This is a genomic window from Dactylosporangium sp. NPDC050688, from assembly GCF_040654515.1.
In the GTDB taxonomy this organism is placed as follows: domain Bacteria; phylum Actinomycetota; class Actinomycetes; order Mycobacteriales; family Micromonosporaceae; genus Dactylosporangium.
Genome location: NZ_JBFAIC010000044.1, coordinates 80056 through 97801, shown reverse-complemented (window position 1 = coordinate 97801; position 17746 = coordinate 80056). Strand labels below are relative to the sequence as shown.

13 protein-coding genes are annotated in these 17746 nt (G+C 69.5%); 4 read left to right on the top strand and 9 right to left on the bottom strand.

Translation table 11 applies throughout. From position 1 onward, the window contains the following. Window positions 1–739: 739 nt before the first annotated feature. A complete protein-coding gene (locus tag AB0H83_RS33340; protein WP_360102011.1) occupies window positions 740–955 on the top strand; it encodes an AbrB/MazE/SpoVT family DNA-binding domain-containing protein in 216 nt (71 codons plus the stop codon). 52 nt (window positions 956–1007) lie between these two features. Continuing rightward, window positions 1008–1208 carry a hypothetical protein gene (locus AB0H83_RS33335; protein ID WP_360102009.1) on the top strand — a complete coding sequence of 67 codons (201 nt, stop codon included), beginning with the start codon at window positions 1008–1010 and terminating at the stop codon, window positions 1206–1208. A 228-nt stretch (window positions 1209–1436) separates the two neighbouring features. Here the strand turns inward: AB0H83_RS33335 and AB0H83_RS33330 are convergent, their stop codons facing one another. Both AB0H83_RS33330 and AB0H83_RS33325 read right to left on the bottom strand, forming a co-directional pair. Then, window positions 1437–2000, bottom strand: a complete 564-nt coding sequence (locus AB0H83_RS33330; RefSeq protein ID WP_360102007.1) for a hypothetical protein — start codon at window positions 1998–2000, stop codon at window positions 1437–1439. A gap of 89 nt (window positions 2001–2089) precedes the next feature. Further along, on the bottom strand, window positions 2090–2935 hold the full coding sequence (locus AB0H83_RS33325; RefSeq protein ID WP_360102005.1) for an FCD domain-containing protein: 846 nt from the start codon (window positions 2933–2935) through the stop codon (window positions 2090–2092). Window positions 2936–3169: 234 nt separating this feature from the next. Here AB0H83_RS33325 and AB0H83_RS33320 point away from each other — a divergent pair, with 234 nt between their 5' ends. Continuing rightward, the gene (locus tag AB0H83_RS33320; protein ID WP_360102003.1) at window positions 3170–3340 is read left to right on the top strand and encodes a hypothetical protein; all 171 of its coding nucleotides are present in this window, start codon (window positions 3170–3172) and stop codon (window positions 3338–3340) included. Between the two features lie 46 nt (window positions 3341–3386). Here the strand turns inward: AB0H83_RS33320 and AB0H83_RS33315 are convergent, their stop codons facing one another. Continuing rightward, entirely contained in the window at window positions 3387–4301 is a 915-nt protein-coding gene (locus AB0H83_RS33315; RefSeq protein ID WP_360102001.1) for a TIGR03619 family F420-dependent LLM class oxidoreductase, read from the bottom strand. Between the two features lie 168 nt (window positions 4302–4469). Between AB0H83_RS33315 and AB0H83_RS33310 the strand changes: the two genes are divergently transcribed. Continuing rightward, on the top strand, window positions 4470–4976 hold the full coding sequence (locus tag AB0H83_RS33310) for a nuclear transport factor 2 family protein (RefSeq protein ID WP_360101999.1): 507 nt from the start codon (window positions 4470–4472) through the stop codon (window positions 4974–4976). Window positions 4977–5685: 709 nt separating this feature from the next. On the opposite strand, the gene AB0H83_RS33305 is transcribed toward AB0H83_RS33310, so the two are convergent. The 6 genes from AB0H83_RS33305 to AB0H83_RS33280 all read right to left on the bottom strand — a co-directional run bounded on the left by AB0H83_RS33305 (window position 5686) and on the right by AB0H83_RS33280 (window position 17479). Then, entirely contained in the window at window positions 5686–7707 is a 2022-nt protein-coding gene (locus AB0H83_RS33305) for an amino acid transporter (protein WP_360102027.1), read from the bottom strand. Window positions 7708–7907: 200 nt separating this feature from the next. After that, the gene (locus tag AB0H83_RS33300; protein WP_360101997.1) at window positions 7908–8294 is read right to left on the bottom strand and encodes a hypothetical protein; all 387 of its coding nucleotides are present in this window, start codon (window positions 8292–8294) and stop codon (window positions 7908–7910) included. A 235-nt stretch (window positions 8295–8529) separates the two neighbouring features. Further along, complete coding sequence (locus tag AB0H83_RS33295) at window positions 8530–9075, bottom strand: hypothetical protein (protein WP_360101995.1); 546 nt, start codon at window positions 9073–9075, stop codon at window positions 8530–8532. Between the two features lie 144 nt (window positions 9076–9219). After that, window positions 9220–10500, bottom strand: coding sequence for an IS701 family transposase (locus AB0H83_RS33290; protein WP_360102025.1), 1281 nt, complete (start codon window positions 10498–10500; stop codon window positions 9220–9222). Between the two features lie 183 nt (window positions 10501–10683). After that, entirely contained in the window at window positions 10684–11136 is a 453-nt protein-coding gene (locus tag AB0H83_RS33285; RefSeq protein ID WP_360101993.1) for a hypothetical protein, read from the bottom strand. A gap of 10 nt (window positions 11137–11146) precedes the next feature. Beyond that, a complete protein-coding gene (locus AB0H83_RS33280; protein ID WP_360101991.1) occupies window positions 11147–17479 on the bottom strand; it encodes an RHS repeat-associated core domain-containing protein in 6333 nt (2110 codons plus the stop codon). Window positions 17480–17746: the final 267 nt, after the last annotated feature.

Genomic DNA, 17746 nt, shown 5'->3' with positions numbered 1-17746 from the left:
TGGAAGGTGCTCATCTCGAAGATGCGCTTGAATCCCGCCACCATCGGCGTGGTCAGGTCCTGCGCTATGCCCCAAGCGGTGAAACAGCCGATCAGGGCAATGAAGAGCAGTCGCATCCCACGGCCGAGCAGCGGCTGCCGCCGTCCTCGCTCGTCTTCATCCGCTAGTGGCAGCGTCATGCTGGCCCTCGGTACTCCTTCCGTGCGCCACGCGTACCGGTGGGTGGTCGGCGACCTGGCGCCGCGGACTATCAGGAGCGGATCGATGGAGCAACTCGTGATCGAATCGGGCGCTGTCGGGAACGTCGTCGCCGACCGCCATCAACTGGGGCGGACCGCGCCACGCCTTGGGCGGATACGGGACAGAAGCAATGCAGCGTTACCGATTACCAGTCATTACTGGCAAGCTTCAATGTCCTGCCGCCGAACGCCCGACCATGACACCCTCCGCCGCAGGTCGTGCCGCCCGCACTACCTTCTGCGGCCAGAACAACCCATCGGTCGCTACCCACCCCGACGTCCCATAAACCGGTCATCACGTGGGTGTCGCGCGGCGCGTCGACGATGCGCCGCTCAGCCGCTGCAGCAACGTGTCCAGCACGTCCGGTGGCTAGGCCAGCCGCGCCGCGAACATGCCGTCAATCCGCCTGCAGGACCACCAACCAGGCCGATGGCAGTTCAACACGTTGGGAAATGGTGCTGCTACCCGGCTGGGCATTCGGGAGCAGGGCGGACTGATCGTGGCCAGCATCAACGATCAGGGCATCTTCCAGCTCGGCTCGACCGGCCACCTGGTGATCCCCGCAGCTGTACGCCGGTGGTGTGAGCTACGGCCGGGGAACCGGATCCTGCTCGCCGGCGACCCGGTCCGGAACGTGATCGTCGTTCACCCGTCGGCGGCGATCGACGCGATGGTCGAGCAATTGCACTCGATCCGTCTCGGGGACTCCTCGTGACCACCGGAGTCGGGGCCGCGGAGTTGGAGGCGGCCGGCTGCTGCTGGCGCGATTGGGCGTCTCCCCCGCCGACCTCCTCGGCACCGGGCGGCCTGCAGCGCCGACGTTCGCCGAGTACATCCCGGTCGTGCGGGAGGCGGTCAGCGACGGCAGTCGCCAGGCGTACGGCACGTACTGGAACCGGGTCCTGGAGCACTGGTCGGAGCGGCGCATCGACCGGCGCCGCCACTGCGGGCAGCGTCGGCAGCCCTGAGGCCAGCAACGTGCAGCATCAACCGCGCCACGGCGTCCTCCCGTATCGGCAACCGTATCCCCGCCCTTCAATGGACGGATGGCAGACGAGTCATGCAGGTAGACACATAACCGAGCAAGGGAATGGCTCCACGCCCGGAAGACTTGCCGAAATTTTGGGAAAGTGCAGAGAAAACGACGGGCGGATATGCGTCATCGCATTCCCGCCCGCCGTGGGGGCAGCAACGAATCAATCACCCATCGAGGAGAGCCACCTGCGGGCTGTCGCCCTTTCATGAGGAGACAGCCTGGGATCTTCGGCCTTCCAGTTCGCAAGCTTTCGCATGCCGTCGAAAACTGCTGAACCTGGGACCAGCACGGCACTGATCGAGTGCGGGTCCGAGGTACAGAAGACAATGATGTCACCGGCGACCGACAGCATCCCGAATTCCGGCCTGCCGAACCCCGTGCCGAGCGCTCCAGCGGCACCCACGCCAGCGATGTCCCAGGCGTCGGCGAGCCGCACCCGCGCCCACCACCAGTCCTGCAACTCGGCATCGATCTCGACGGCGACCAGGAACTCACGATCGTCGCCGAAAAGCCCACCCGCGCGACAGAGGTCGAACCAGCCCCGGTTCGCTCTGTCGACGAGGTCCGGATCTTCATCTGTGCACACGAACCTCGGGTAAATGCCCTCCGCCAGCGGACGGCCGCAGGCGAGCGTCGCAAGTTCCGGCGGAACGAGCGGACGCTCCAGCTCCACCAATCCCAGGAAGATCAGCCCAGCGGCGGCAAGACGGTAAGGATCATCCATGTGTGGCGCCCTTTCTCCGGTGACCGCGGCATGGGCCTTCGTCCGTTGTCGGCGCTGCTGCCAATGGCGCACATCGACTGCACCCAGGGTCAGTAGTCTGGCGGGCGGATCAGCTGGGCGTTGACCACCGCTGACGGTTGGCCGCCGAGGTTGGCCTGGGGTTGGGTGTCCTCCTGGTGGCGGCGGGCCAGGATGGCGGCGCCTGGGCCGTCGCCCTGTTCGATGGCCTGGATCAGCTCAGCGTGGCTGTTGAGACTGCGGCGGGTGGCGGCGTCGCCGGGGATGCCGCCCTCGATGACCGTGCGGGCGGCCCATTCCTCCTCGTGGGCGTACCAGAGCCCTTCCAGCATGCCGGCCAGCAGCTCGAAGGTCTGGTTGCCGCAGTTGCGCACCAGGGCCTCGTGGAACTCCTTCATGCAGGCCACGAACTTGGCGAAGTCGCCGATGCTCTCCTCGGTGCGGTGCTGGATCTCGCGCAGGGCGGGCACGACCGTCTCCATGCGGTCAGGTCTGGTCGCGCACATCTCGGCGCAGACCGGGTCGAGGCGGCGCACGGCCAGGCCGAGGTCCTGCACGCTGACGTCGCGGGACTGCAGGACCAGGCCGAAGACGTAGCCGGCGCGTTCGAGCTGGGGCGGGTGCACCTCGGCGCCGCCGCGGTTGCCGCGGCGGATGGTGATGAGACCCTCGGTCTCCAGGGTGCGCATGGCCTCACGGACCGACGGCATGCTGACCCGGTACTCCTCGAACAGGTCGTCCTGCTTCAGCAGCCCGTTGTCCGTGGTGAGCTCGCCACGCAGGATCCGGTCGCGCAGCTCGTCGGCGAGGCGCTCACCGACCCGGCGCCGCGCGAGCAGCGGGCCCTTCGTGCCGCCTTCACGCTGCTGCACGGCCCGGCCGGGGGCGGAATCCGCCATGATCTTCGCCTTTCTCATCCGTCCACCTGGGAGGGTCGCGCCAGAACCGCCCGGAACCGGGTCACATTGGCGAGTTTGATGGTCTCATATCCGCGGACCAGATCCGGTGCCCGCGCCACCGTCAGGCAACGGTCTAGGTCGTCGGCATCGAGCGCGGCGAGCACCGCAGGCGCGGTCGCCGAGCGCCGCCTTGGCCGCCGGTTCGGGGGGGTACCTCGCCCGCAGTGCGGGACCGCGGCTCGGGCAGCCGTGGTGCCCGACGACCTGGTCTACCCGGTGCCGATGCACACGTTCTTCCGCAAGGACCTGACCCTGCGGGCCGGCACCACCAAGGACCGCGGGCGGGTGCTGCGGCTGGCCCAGCGGTACCTGCGGGAGCACCCGTCGATCCTGGACGCCTACGTCACGACCGGTTGCCGATGACCCGCGTCCAGGACGCCTACGACCGGGCCGCCGCACCCCGGGCCGGTCAGCTCAAGGTGGTCGTCGAGGCGTGAACCGCGACCGCGTCCCGGGCGTCGAGCAGGGGCTGCAGGAACGCCGGCAGCTCCTGCGGTGTCCGCACGAACGCCAGGGGATGCACGATGACGCAGTCGGCACCAGCCTCCCACAGCGCCCGCGCCTCCTGCAGCACCGGCGCGGCACCGGCCTCCTCGGCCGTCCTGCCGTGCGCGACCAGCGTGGTGGCCGCGGTGACCGGGATCGTGGCCGGGTCCCGGCCGACCCGCACGCATTCGGCGCGGATGGCGGCGACCGCGGCCCGGACCTCCTCGACCGGCATCGGCGCCGCCCACCACCCCAGGCCGTGGCGCACCACCCGCTCGATCGCCCGCGGGGTGGGGTGGAAGCCGAACGACAGTCGCAGGTCCGCGCCCTGCACCGGCACCGGCACCGGCATGCTGTACAGGTCGGTGAAGTCCACCCGCTGTCCCGCGTGGGCCGCCGGTCCCCCGGCCCACAGTGCCCGGCAGACGGCGACCTGCTCCTCCAGATAGCCGAAGCGGCGCTCGAACGGCCGCTCGGTGGCCCGGTACTCCTCCTCCTGCCAGCCCGCCCCGAGGCCCACGTCGAGCCGCCCGCCGCAGATGACGTCGAGCGTGGCGAGCTGCTTGGCCAGCAGCACGGCCGGGCGGATCGGCGCGATGAGGACGTTGGTGCCGAGCCGGGCCCGGGCGGTGACCCCGGCGACCGCGGCGAGGGCGGTCAGCGGCTCGAACCAGTTGGTGTCGATGGGGTACGGGAAGCCGACGGCCACCCGGTCGCGGTGGGCCTGTTCGCTGATCGTCACGTGGTCGGGCAGCACCAGCAGGTCCACGCCCATCCGGTCGGCCAGTCCGGCCGCTTCCAGGATGCCGGTGAAGCGGCCGCCGTACAGCTCGTCCACACCCATCAGATTGAAGCCCAGCCGAGCCATCGCATCCCCACTTCCACCCACGGAACCGTTGGCAGCCAACAGGTTCCCGAACCAAGCAAGTGCTTGGTAGCTTACCTGTGCGGCTCGGGAAAACACCAGGCCACGCGGGTCCACAGCAGACAGTTGCGGGAGGTTCCAGTGACGAACGAGGACGCCGACCGGGCAGCCATCCGGGAGCTGGTGTGCCGGTACTGCCGGGGCGTCGACCGCCTCGACATGGACCTGGTCCGGTCGTGCTACCACCCCGGCGCGATCGACCACCACACCGGCTTCGACGGCCCCGTCGAGGAGTACGTCGCCTGGGTCGAGCCGAAGCTGCGCGGCTTCGACGGCACGATGCACCTGGTCGCCAACCACCTGGTCGAGTTCGCCGGAACCCGGGCCCTGTCGGAGACCTACGGCACCGCCGTGCACTGGGGCACCCCGTCGGACTCCGCGCAGCTGAACTTCACCAGCGGCTTCCGCTACATCGACCTGCTCGAGCAGCGCGACGGCGAATGGCGCATCCTGGAACGCTACGCGTCGCGGGAATGGACCCGCTCGGAGGCCAACATGTTCGTCCCGCGCGAAGGCCCCGGCCCGGCCGGCCGCCGCGACCGGGACGACTACGTGTACCGACTCCGCGCCGACCTGCTCGCCCCGTGAGCACGACGGCGGCACGCTGCTCGCCGGGGTAGGCGAGGCCGATCTGGCGACAACGACCCCCGCACCCACAATCCCGACGACGGGTACCCGCCGGATCACCCGTGCCACAACCCGTTCGGCACCTGGCATCTGGGTCCTGAGGGAGGTACGGCGGATCCGCGGGTGAGCTGCGGCCCGTGTTCGTCCCCCCGCTGGTCGCCCTCCTCACCGCCGTCGAGGATCGCGCCGGCCGGCCGCTGCGCCGCGACGAGGTGGAACGCGTCACCAATGGAGGGTGCCTACCGGGCCGTCCAGCAGAAGGTCGGCTTCCGCCCGCCGGGCGGCCGGTAACCGCGCCTCAGCAGGCGTCGTAGGCGCTGCGGATCTCCTTTCAGACGCCATGGCGTAGCTCCCCCGGTACGCGATCCTGGACGCGCGCCTTGAGGGTACGGCGGGCCGGCAAGCCGCCCGGGTCAGGCGGGCTGTGCATCTGCCGGAGCCGGTTTACACCTGGGTCTGAGTTCTTGGGCTTCGACCTGACCGAGGTCACGTTGATCGACTCCGCCGGTGAGGGCGTGTTGGCGGCCGCGTTGCGGGTCGGCGGGCAGGTGGGGTACCGGCTGGTCGTCGCCGCCGTCAGCATGACTCTGCGCACGAGCGCCTGCGGCGCAGCGGCCTGGCCGGCTCCTTGGACGTCGCCGGACAGCACCGTCTGTGAGCCGGGCTTCGCCTATCCGACGTGGACGTGCGGCCGGTGGGCACGGTCGGGCTCCTGCCGGCGTAGCACCTCGCGGGTGACGGGTGCGACCTCGCCCTGACCGAAGATCAGGAAGCGGAGGAAGTTGACGGCCGGGTTGCCCTCGGTCCACTCGAAGTAGATGTGCGGGCGCCGGCCCGTGCGGTCCCGGATGCCGAGCAGCAGCGCCGCGATCGCAGCCGCGACGGCCGGACTCTCCAGGGAGAGGACGCGGTACCGGCCGTGCATGACCTCGCCCCGCACGACGACGGCGGATGCGAAGTCGGAGGCGTCGGTGATGGACACCTCGACGAAGATCACGTCGGCGGTGTCGGGGATGTCGTTGTCGGCCCGGATCTGTTGGAGCTTTTCCCGGTAGTCGGAGGCCGTGCGATGCGCGGGTTCCTTGGCGATCAGCCGGATCGTACGCCGGGCGCAGTCGTGGATGAAGGTGCTGGCGGTTGCGTCGAACTGCAGGTCGGTCACCCGGAGCTCGAAGGACCGGTTGATCCGGGACAGCAGCGACACCAGCACGATGCCGGCGATGAAGCATGCGGCGATCCTCACCCCGTCCGGGCGCTCCACGATGTTGGCGGTCGTGGTGTACACCAGGACGGTGGCGATGACCGCGAACGTCGTGAACTTGCGGTGCTCACGGCGCCGGCGGGCCGACAGCGCGGCGGCGACCGCGGCCGAGGTGATCAGGACGAGAACGCCGGTGGCGTAGGCACCGCCCTGGGCGTTGACGTCGGCGCGGAAGTACAGGGTGATCACGACCGCGATGGCGAGGAACACCAGGACCAGCGGTCGCACCGCCCCGGCCCAGTCGGGTGCCATGCCGTAGCGGGGCAGGTACCGCGGCACCAGGTTCAGCAGGCCGGCCATCGCCGAGGCGCCGGCGAACCAGAGGATGGCGATGGTGGACAGGTCGTACGCGGTGCCGAAGGCCGGCCCGAGGTGCTCGTGCGCCAGGTACGCCAATGCCCGGCCGTCGGCCTTCCCACCCGCCTTGAACTCCGCCGGCGGAATCAGGACCGTGGTGACGACGCTGCTGGTGAGCAGGAACCCGCTCATGAGCAGGGCCGCCACGGTGAGCAGCTTCCTGGTGTCGCGGATCCGCCCGGCCGGTGCTTCCTCGCTGTCGCCCGGATCGCCGCGTACGTGCGGCATCACCGCCACCCCGGTCTCGAACCCGGACAGGCCCAGCGCCAGCTTTGGGAACACGACCAGCGCGATCGCCACGACCAGCAGCGGATTGCCGTGCCGGGCCGTCAACGCCGCCGCCCAGTCCCTGGCCGCCGACGGGCGGGTCACGATCAGCCACAGGCCGTCCACGATGACGACCACGTTCAGCGTCAGGTACAGCCCGACGATCGCGACCGCGATGCCGACCGCTTCGGTGAACCCGATGAGGAACACCCCGCCGAGCAACACCAGCAGCACCAGGGTCACGAGGATCTCGTGGTCGTGCAGCGCCGCCGGCCAGAACGGGTTCTCGTCCAGGTGCGCGGTCGCATCCGCCGCGGACAGCGTCATCGTGATGATGAAGTCGGTGGCGGCGAACCCCAGCAGGACCAGCACGAACAGCTTGCCCTGCCAGAACGGCAGCAACCGCACCAGCATCGCGATGGACCCTTCACCGTGCGGGCTCTCCTGAGCGACCCGCCGGTACACCGGCAACGCGCCGAACAGCGTGACCAGCACCAGCACCACCGTCGCCACCGGCGACAGCAGCCCGGCGGCGAGCGCGGCGATCCCCGGCTGGTACCCCAGGGTGGAGAAGTAGTCCACACCCGTCAGGCACATCACCTTCCACCACGAGTGCCGACGGTCCGCAGCCGGCCTGGCGCCCGGCCCCGCGTGCTGCAACGATCGGTCGTTGATCCCCGACAGCAGCCAGGCGCGGACCCTGTCCATCACCCGGTCGGACCCGCCGGCGTCGCTGACCGTGCCGCCGCCGGCCGGGGCGGTCCGCCATACCCGTCCACCGTGACCGCCTCGCGGAGCGTCGGACATGTCCTGCACGGCGGGCACCTACCCGACAGGCCCGGAAGTAGTAGCCGAGGGTGGATGACTCGTCGGGACGGCGAGACACCAGAACCCCGCCGGGCAGCGCGTCGTGAAAACGTTCCGGCGATGACCGTCCTCATACGCCGCCCGGGCCCCTGACCCCGGTGACCCGTGTGGACGGCGGTGCGCCGCTGAGGCGTCGCGTGTCACCCTCCCGGCAACGTGCCGGGCGGCCGCGGCTCAGGGGCGTCGGTCGGGGCGTACGGACTCCACCCGTCCAGGAACGGCCGGAGGTCCTCCGGCTCCGGGCCTGACGGTGGTTCGGGTGCCGCGGGCATGGGCAGCAGCGGATCGAGGTGGTCGGCGTACAGCTGCATCCAGGCGATCCAGGTCGGCAGGTCGTGCACCAGCGTCGGGTGGCCGTCCGCCGTCGCCAGTAGCTCCGCCGGCGACGCCGTGCCGGGCTGGGCGGCGGCGAGCGCGGCGGCGTAGGCGCGGATCTTGGGGTCGTGCACGAACTGCTCGTACCGCATGAACTCGACCCCGTTCGCGGTGAGCTCGTCAACGGTCCCGGCCTCACCCGGTTCCTTCACCTCCGCAGAGGCCAATCACGCTCCAGAACCACTGGTCAAAGGCTTCCCGTCCGACTACGCAACGGCCCTGCGGGGGTGGGTTGGCGCTGGGCGCCGTTACCTGGCCCGCAGCCCCTCAAGACGGGTATTGTGCTGCGCTACGGCAGGGTGGCGCGGCCGCTCGGTGCCTTCGCCGTCCACCGTCGGGCCCTAACTCGCCCCCGTGCCAGAGCCGCTGCCCGTGCTGCCCTTTCGATTACGGCGTGGCGGCGGCGGACGCCGTGACGGTGGGGCCGGTCGGTGACGGGGTGGCGGTTCCGTAGGCGTTGGAGATCCGCGTGGCGTAGGCCTCCACGTCCCAGGAGGTGACGGTGGGCTCCGCGTCGAAGGACACGGTGTAGGGGCCGAGGTCGCGGGTGCCGTCGTCGACGAAGGGTGGAAACGCTGTCCCGTCGAGCTGCCATTTGCCGGTGCATTGCGCCGCCTTGTACGTGTTGCGGAAGCTCTTCCCGCGCACGCTGAACGACAGTGCGCCGGTGCCGGCGCACCGCGCCCGGAAGCGGAAAGTCCATCCGGCGGACCACGGAACTTCGGGCATCGGGTGCTCCGGCAGGATGCCTTCGAGGTGCAGGGAGTCGGTCATCGTCGAGTGCCACTCGCCGGCCAGCAACTCATAGGATGCGGGTGTCTGATCCGGCACCGGCGGCTGCACCGTCCTGGCGCAGGCCGTCAGCGCGGCGAGTGCGAGAAACATCGCCAGGTTCCCCGACACGACACGTTGCGCGATCCCCCGGACATGCACAACACGAGATCGTACTAGTAGGGCTTTGTTAGGTCTGTCGGTGGTTGTTGCGGTGTAACGGTTTCACGGTTTGGTGGCAGGTGGGGCATGCGCCGGTCCAGGTTGCGAGCAGTAGTTGCAGCTCGTGGATGACCTTGTAGAGGGTCAGGCCGGCGCATCCGCTTTTGGGTCGAGCCGCAGCATGGTGATGAACAGGTGCGCGGCGGTGACGAGGGTGACGTGGCGGTGCCAGCCGGTCCAGGAGCGGCCTTCGAAGTGGTCCAGACCGAGGCCGGTTTTGAGTTCGCGGTAGTCGTGTTCGATCCGCCACCGGATCTTCGCGGTGCGGATCAGGTCGGCCGGGTCGGTGTCGGCGGGCTGGCTGGACAGCCAGTAGGTGATCGGTTCTGGTTCGGTGTCGGGCCATTGGGCGATCAGCCACCGTTCGGGCAGGCTGCCGTCCGGCGCGGGGGTGATGCGGTGCCCGGCCGGCCGGACCCGCAGGAACACGAGCTGGGAGGTGAGGGTGCCTTTGCTGCCTTCGCGCCAGGAGACGCGGACCGTCGCGGCGCGTCCGGCGTTGCGGACGTGCTGGGTCACGCTGATCGCATCGTCGGGGTAGTCCGGGCGGGTCGGTGGGCGGCCGTGCCCGGGCCAGGCGCGTAGCGTGGGTGTCGCGTCGGCGGGGTGAGTGAGGGTTTCGCCCTTGACCTGGACGCTGTAGGCGATGTCGCGTTCGTCGAGGGCGGCTCGGAACGGGCCGCTGTCGCCGTATCCGGAGTCCGCGGCGATCAGCGGTGGTCGTAACCCGTGCCTGGCGAGCCCGTCGAGCATCTCGACCGCCAGCATCCACTTCGGACGGTGACCCTCACCGTCCGGGACCGCGGACTTGCGCCGCCGCTGCCGCGCAGCCTCGGTCACCGCCTCCACATCGACCTCGACAGCAGCGGGTGCAGCCGGCGCGGCGGCCCGCGCAGCGTTGGTCAACGTCTTGCGTTGCTTGGCCTTGGCCGCCTTCACCGCCGCCGGGCCGGCCTTGACGGCGTCCCATAACTCCGGCAGGAACAACCGCCAATCGAGGGGGCACGACGCCGTGTCGGTGACCGCGTGGACACTCACCCCGATCTGACAGTTCGCGACCTTGCCCAGGGTGCCGGAGTACTGCCGGGCCACCCCGGGCGAGCCGGCGCCGTCCTTCGGGAACCCGGTGTCATCGATCGCCCACGCCACCGGCCCGACCACATCGACCGCCCGGACGGCCAGCCGCGCCCGCACCGCCGCCGTGTCCCACGTGGAGGTGGTCACGAACTGCCGCAACCCTTGATGATCCACGCCAAGCCGTTCCGCCATCGGCTGCATCGACTTACGCCGTCCGTCCAGCAGCAGCCCACGCAGATACGTCACGCCCTTCGCCCGCTGATCCGAACGGGCCATGGACACGAACATCTCCGCCGCGAACGCCTCAAGACGTTGCCGCACAACCGAAAGCTCGTCAGGGGTCACCGAAGCATGAAACTACCCGGACAGCCCCAGCAACCCCACGACACGCCGACCTAACAAAGCCCTACTAGGCGGTCGCCAAGTCGCCGCCCAGAAGGCACCTTGCGGTGCCCCTGGGCGGCGACTGACTCATGTCGACGGCGGCGCGGAAGGATCGGTCTCGTACGCCTCCAGATCCCAGGACGTGATGGTGTCCGACCCGCTGACGGCCGCCCGATACGGTCCGGGATCCGGGGGGTCCGCACCGGGGGGAATGCTGCCCTGCAGGAACTGCCATCTTCCGTCGCACACGATCCGGTAGTCGTCCGCGAAGGTCTCCCCGCTCACGCGCACCGCGAAGTCGCCGGAGCCTGCGCATCGCAGCCTCAGGTGGATCCGCCGGCCACCGGGGACGGTGACCTCGGCGTGCCGGGAGCCGGACGTGGCCGAGTTCCAAGCGCCGGTCCGCTGCCAGCCGGGGGCGGCGCTCGGCTCCGGCGCCGGGCTGGTGGGCGGCCCGGGCCGACTCGTCGGGCCGGTGCAAGCGGCCGACCCGACGAGCACGACCAGGACCGTCAGCGCCATCAGCACGGATCTCGTCACGACTGCCTGCCTACGGTTTGTACGGGAAGCGGGCATCGAAGTGGCCCTGAAGGGAGTTCGCGAGGTCTTGCGCGGCGGTTGCCGTGTTCGCCACGGTCGGGACCTTCGCTCCGGGCTTTACGAACTTGACCTTCGTGGCGGTGAGACTCACGTCCATCCGCATATAGCTGCCGACGAAGACGCGGTTGCCCTGCTCGTCGCGCTTGTAGCGACTCACCTGTTCCCATTTCACGGTGACTTCGGGTGCGAGGTAGGCGTGCTCCCCCGGCTGCACGCTTACCTGCCGGGCAAGCATCTGTGTCTCCGTCAACGCGTAGTTCCAGGTGTAGGTGTACTGGACCTCCGCGCCCAACTTTGCATGATCGCCGAGGTCCATGGTCACCGAAGCCTTGGTCGCTATCGCCTTCGACCAGCCCGTCGTGACGGCAGTGGCATCGGTGATCGTCACCGATCCGGACCTGTCGTCAATGCTCGTCGGCAGCGTCAACGCGATGTCCTCGAGGGTGTAGACCTGCACATCGCCGATGGCGACGTCCTCCTCCCAGTTCGTCTCAGTCGTCGTTGGACGGCAATCTGCCCAGCCCTTTCCGGCACTAGCGCAACCACCCGGGTGCTTGGTGTACTGCGGGCCCATCTGCTTCTGCAGCTTGGCTGCCCGAAGGCTGCGCTGCCGGGCGCAGTAGCCGTTGCACTTCGCGGTGGGGTCGTTGACAGCCCGTTCGGCGTCGTTCTTCCCATCCGTCCACCCCGTCATGCAGCCGCTGTCGCCGTCGCAGGCGGGACGCTGCCCGGACGGGTCGGACAGAGTGACGGGCGAGTTGTTCGAGTACGCGTAGCCGTTCATGCTGGCCGGGTCCGTCGGCGCGAAGATCGGATCGACGGAGATGAACCGGCCGGTAGCTGGGTCGTACTCGCGGGCGCCGAGGTGGGTCAGGCCGGTGGCGTCCCGGTCGCCGCTGACGAAGCCCTTGGTGTTCGGCCAGGTGGTCACGGCGCCGCGCGGCGCACCGTAGGGGTTCTGCCGCCGGATCGTGACGGCCTGGGTGCCGGCGGCGACGGCGACGTTCTGGGTGTTCTGGTTGTCGGCGGCGAGCCAGGTGACGGCACCGCCGCTGGTCATCATGGCCACGGACTGTCCACTCCAGATGTAGTAACGGGTGGCGGTGACCGTGCCGGTGCCCTTGGTCCGCTTGAGCTCCATGTTGGGCAGGTACAGGGTCGTGGCGGCCGGGTCGTCCGCGACGAGCCGGACCCCGTCGGCGGTGTAGATGTAGCTGTTGGCGCCGGAGCCGCCCGTCGCGGTGGCGAGGTGGCCCTCGGCGTCCCAGGTCAGCGCCTGGCTACCGGTGCCGCCCGGGCAGGTGTTGGCGCCGCTACCGGCCGGACGGCAGGTGGTGTTGCCAGTGCTGTCGTACTGGTAGTTGAGCGTCGTCGACCCGGTCGTGACCGAGGAGACCGCGTGCGGCCGGGCGCCGCCGGCTGCCGGGTAGTTGTAGGTGCTGGTCGTCGTGGCCGTGGCCGTGTGCACCGTCTCCGTCTTGCGGTCACCGGCGCTGTCGAACGTCCAGGACTGCCAGTACGGTGCTGGGCCGCCGAGCGCGGTCGCGGACCGGGCCTGGTTGCAGTCGCCGCTGGTGGGCGTCCATGCCTCGGTGAGGCGCTGGGCGTAGTCGTAGACGAAGCACTGCTTGTCGGTGCCGGAGGTGATCGCGGTGACGCCGCCGACCTTGTTGTAGTCGTAGTGGGTGGCGTCGACGGCCTGCGGCGCGGTCTGCCGGATGGTGACGGCGTCCTTCAGCTTACGCGTGACGTCGTCGTAGGTGAACGAGCGCTGCACGAAGTTGCCAGCGGTCTGCTTGTACTCCAGGAACGTCATCTCGCCGTACTCGGTGAAGTCGGTATTGGTGACGTACGTGCCCTGGCCGGTATTGGTCTGCAACTGCTCGGGCTGGCCGGTGTTGGCGTCGTAAGTGTAGGTGACAGTCTCGCCGGCCAGGCCGCCTCCGGCCGGGTAGGTGATGGTGGCCGGGGAACCGTCGGCCCGGAACGTACGGCTGACGGTGTAGGTGGTCGCCAGGCCGGTCAGCGACGGCGGGACGATGTAGTCCTCGCCGGTGGACTGGTAGGTCGGCGTGTAGGAGCGAACCTTGACTTTGTACTCCTCGCCGTTGCTGAGCCAGCGGCTGGAGGAGGCGAGCTGCCCCTTGAAGCCGGCCGGGTCGTACGCCCAACTCGCCAGCTTGTTGGCCGGGGCCACCGACCCGGAGTACAGGCCGGTCTTACGGCCGAGCGTGTCGTACTCGTAAGCCATGGCCCCGCGGGCGTCGGTGCTCGTGTCGAGGTCGCCGTAGGCGTTGAACGTGTTGGTGACGTCACCCTTGTCGGGGTCGTGGCTGCTCTTCAGTCGGCCGAGCAGGTCGAAGCCGTAGATCCAGGCGTTGCCGGCGTTGTCCGTGACGGAGTCCTGACGGCCCTTACGGTCGAAGTGGTACTGGGTCAGGTCGTAGAGGCTGCGGGTGTTGGAGCCGACGTCAGCGGCGTTGTGGTACTGCCGCAGCTCCACCGTCCGGCCACGGCCGTCGGTCACGGTGGTGGTGGCGGTGCCGCCGGTCGGCGGGGTGACACTGACCCGGTCGCCACCGTAGATGTTCGTGGTGCGCCACAGCTCCGAACCCTCAGATCGGAACACCGACGCGGTGACCCGGCCGGCCCGGTCGTAGAGGCTGACGGTCTGCGATTTCGGCTGCCAGTCGGCGATGGTGTACAGGGTCGTGCCGGGCTGGACGGCGTCGTCGAAGTGCTTGGACTGGCTGACCGCGCGGCCCTTGTCGTCGTACTTGGTCTCGGTGAACACGGTGCCGGCGCTGCCGGTGGCCATCGACCCGGACTGGGTCTGCCGGGCACGCAGTTGGCCGTCGTACAGCGCGTACGTGGTGGTGTAGTGGGCGTCTGTGGCGGTGCCGGCGTTGAGCGCGGCGGTGGTGACCGCGTTGACGCCGCCGCTGTTACGGACAATGTACGTGAAGGCGGTGCTGGGCGTGGTCGGGTATGCGGACTTCAGCCGGTTGGCCGCCCACACCTGCTTCGTCCGGCCGAGCGCGTCGAACGTCGCCTCGGCCCGTTTGCCGTTCGGGTCCACGACCGCGGTCTGCGTCCCCCACGACGGCTCCATGGTGGACGTCGTGGTGCCGAGCGGTGACGTGGTCGCGATCGCGGTGACCGGCCCGCCGGTGGTAGGCGTGAACACGGTCGTGGTGTGGTTGCCGCGGATGTCGGTAGCATCCTTGGTCCGGCCGTAGTCGTCGAACAGCGACGTCGACTGGACCTGCCAGACCGAGCCGCCGGGCGCGACCCAGTCGTTGGCAGCCTCGGTGGTAGTGGCGTCGCCCTTGGTGGGCGTGGCCCCGTAGGCGAGCCCGTCGAAACTGGTCCGGCTGTCGGAGAGGACGTCGGCGGCGCCGGCGGGGTTCGCCGAGCAGCGCAGCGCGTAGGTCTCGGTCCGGCCGACCAGGTTCAGCAGGTTGATCCCGGTGTTGCGGTTGTAGGTGGTCTTCACGCACACCTCGTCGCCGGTGACCGCGATGTCGCCCTGGTCGTCGCTCTGAGTCGTCATGCCGTAGGCGTCGAGGGTGGTGTCGGTCCGGGTGACCCGCCAGCCGCCCGCGGCCAGCTTGGTGCCCGCCCAGGTCGTCTTCTCCCCCGTGTGGCGGGCGTAGGCGACGGTCTCGCCCATGTTGCGGGAGGCGGTCGCCGCCGACTGCCAAGGCTCGCTGAAGGTCCGCGACAGCGGCGCCGTCTCGACGCCGTCGAACGTGGCGGTCTGGCGCGGCTGGCCGGAGTACGCGTCCTCGTCGGTGACGGCCGGGGCGTCGGCGGTATCGGCCGTATCGCCGTCGCCGTTGCCGTCGATCGCCGGGAGGGTGACGCTGCGGGTGCCGCCCGCGCCGTTGAGATCGCCGTGCATGCCACGGAAGTACATCGCCTCGCTCAGCGTCTGCGAGCCGGATCCCGGGTCGCCGACGCGGGTGTTGACCTGCGCGTAGCCGCGGTAGTCCGACCAGGTGCGCAGGTTGTCCTTGGTGAGGCCGTCGTCGTCGGTGTGCCGCCACGCCGGGTCTCCGACGTACTCGTAGGAGGTGACGACGTCCGGGCCGCCGCCGGTCCAGTCGGCCGCCGTGACGCTGCTGACGAGGTACTTGTGGAAGTACTCGGTCTTGATGGACTTGTTGGCCTGCTGTTCCAGGACCGGATAGCAGCGCAGCGTGTTGGTCTGCGGCGAGGCGGGCATGCGGCTGCCGGCGGCGCAGTCCGGACCGGTGTAGTCGACGCTGATCTTTCCGCCGGTGTCGGTCCAGATGGTCGACATCCGCATCCAGTTCATGGGGAACTTGCCATCGGTGACGCTGTCGACGCGGTTGGGCATCTGCACCCAGTCGAAGTTTGTCTCGGGCATCACCACCGCCGGTCCGGTGACGGCGGGCCCGGTCGCCTTGCCGGTGTGCACGATGGACTCCAGCCACAGCCCGGCCCGGGTCCCATCGCCGGGGTCGGGAAAGTTGTGAGTGAGCGTCCACACGTCGACGTCCTTGTAGGCGGTCGCGTTCCACACCTGCGTCGTCACCGACGCCAGCCGCTTGGTCGTCCAGAACGTCGGTGAGAGCTTGTCCGTGCACGGCGCCGCGGCGCAGCTCTGATCCCACGGCGTGTCAGGCCAGTGCGCGGCGTCGTGGGTCCCGCACGCCGACAGGCATCGGTCCTGGGCGTTGAACGTGACCCGCATCGGGGCGGCCGTCGAGGTGTTCTCCGTATCGGTCCCCGAGCGTAGATCCGTGCCGTAGTCGACGTGGTCCAGCCACCCACCGCGCACATAGGACTGGGCGTCGGAGGCGGTGTTGTTACGGCCGTAGAGGTTGGTCTCGGTGCCGTAGAACAGCGACATCGTGTTGCCGTGCACGTCCACGACGTAGTCGAGGTTCCAGCGCCAGGCCTGGTTGCAGAACGAGCCGGTGAACGTGGCGGCGTGGCAGGCCTCGTTGGTGTTGTTGCCGGCCACCGGCATCGTCCACGTCGAGTTGGTGGTCTTGTTCGCCGGTGCGGTTCCCGTGTACCCCGGCAGCCGGTTGCGGCCGAAGAAGTACTGCGTGCCGTTGGCGGTGGTGACCTTCCAGTACTCGTTGTCGTTGTCGCCGTTGACGGTGTCCGTCAGCCGCTGCACCGTCGTGTTGTCGTCGTCCTTCAGCCGCCACACGCCCGTGGCGTCGTCCTTGATGAGCTCCCCGCCCTTGCCGTTGAGCGAGAAGGTCGCGTTGTCCGTGCCGTAGCACATGTCGCCAGTGTCGGTCGTGTTGTTGGCCCCGTTGCCCTTGTCGTCTGCGCACGGCTTGTATCGCCGCTCGACGTACCCGGGCCACCAGTCGAAGCCCTCACCCACCCACGACGGCTGGTTGTTCGTGACCTCGCTGCGCCCGTCGACCGCCGCCGACGAGTAGGACAGCGCCACCTGCGGCACCGGGCCGCCCAACGACGGCGGGACCGCCAGCGGGTAGTTCCACGAGAACCCGCCCGAGTTGCCGCCCGCGGTCCACGTCGAGGATGCCTGCAGCGACGTCGCCTTGAAGTCGCCCGCGTTGCCCGACGCCCCGGCCGTCAGCGCCATCAGCGTCGACGCGCCGTGTACGGTCACGTCGGCGGTGACCTGCTGCTGCGCCAGGTCGTTGTGCGAGGCGACCGGGACCGCGCGGCAGGCAGCCTCGCCGGGCGTGGTCAGCGCGCACGCCGGCAGCTCGACCAGGCGCAGGCGCGACGCCCAGTCACCGCCGTACGCCGTTGCGAACCCGCCGTAGTCCACGGTGATGGCGGCGTCGCCGGCCGCCGACTCGCCGTCGGCCCGGGCCACGTCGAAGACGACGCCGTCGCGCAGGGCCGCCGGCACCGCGGCGCGGTCGCGCACCGACACCCGCACCCGCGACGCGCGGCCGGCCTTGCCGCCGGACTTGGCGGCCGGCGCGCCGACCCACACCGGCAGCGCGCCGGCCCGGGTCCGCGTGGCCGTCTTCGACGTCTGCGCATCGAGGCTCGAGGCGGACACCGGCACCGAGGCCTCGCCCGTCCCCGACGGCCACACCACCGAGCCGGGCTTCGCCGTCCCGGCGCCCTGGGTGAGGTCCTTCGGCCGGGCCTGCGGCGTCACCCGCATCCCGTGGATCGGGGTCACCCGTTGACCCGACAGCGTCTCCGGCTTGACCGGCGCCGCCGACGCGGCCCCCACGACCTGGAGACCGGCTATCACGAACAAGGCCGCGGCCAGGGCCATCGCCCTCACCCGACCACGCAGACCAGACATGTGCACTCCCCGTAAAAGTGGTCATCAATGACCACATGTGCCTGTCGCGTCCCATGGACATGCGATTCGTACGGGAAGTGACACAACGCCGTGACCCCCATCAATGAATCGACACGCCGCCAAACGGTAAGGCCGATTCAGCCGCAACGCAACAGCGTCGCAGAAATCCCCGAGCCCCGATTCGCCAGCATTTCTTTGTCACGAAACAAGCAGTTGGAGCCGTGATAGCCGGCGAGTAGTCAACGAAGAGGCCGCTGGTCTACAAGG

Bases quoted from the DNA above. Each gene is read 5' to 3' on its own strand.
- AB0H83_RS33330 (WP_360102007.1), bottom strand. From the start codon at position 2,000: ATGGATGATCCTTACCGTCTTGCCGCCGCTGGGCTGATCTTCCTGGGA.
- AB0H83_RS33325 (WP_360102005.1), bottom strand. From the start codon at position 2,935: ATGAGAAAGGCGAAGATCATGGCGGATTCCGCCCCCGGCCGGGCCGTG.
- AB0H83_RS33305 (WP_360102027.1), bottom strand. From the start codon at position 7,707: ATGTCCGACGCTCCGCGAGGCGGTCACGGTGGACGGGTATGGCGGACC.
- AB0H83_RS33290 (WP_360102025.1), bottom strand. From the start codon at position 10,500: ATGTTCGTGTCCATGGCCCGTTCGGATCAGCGGGCGAAGGGCGTGACG.
- AB0H83_RS33280 (WP_360101991.1), bottom strand. From the start codon at position 17,479: ATGTCTGGTCTGCGTGGTCGGGTGAGGGCGATGGCCCTGGCCGCGGCC.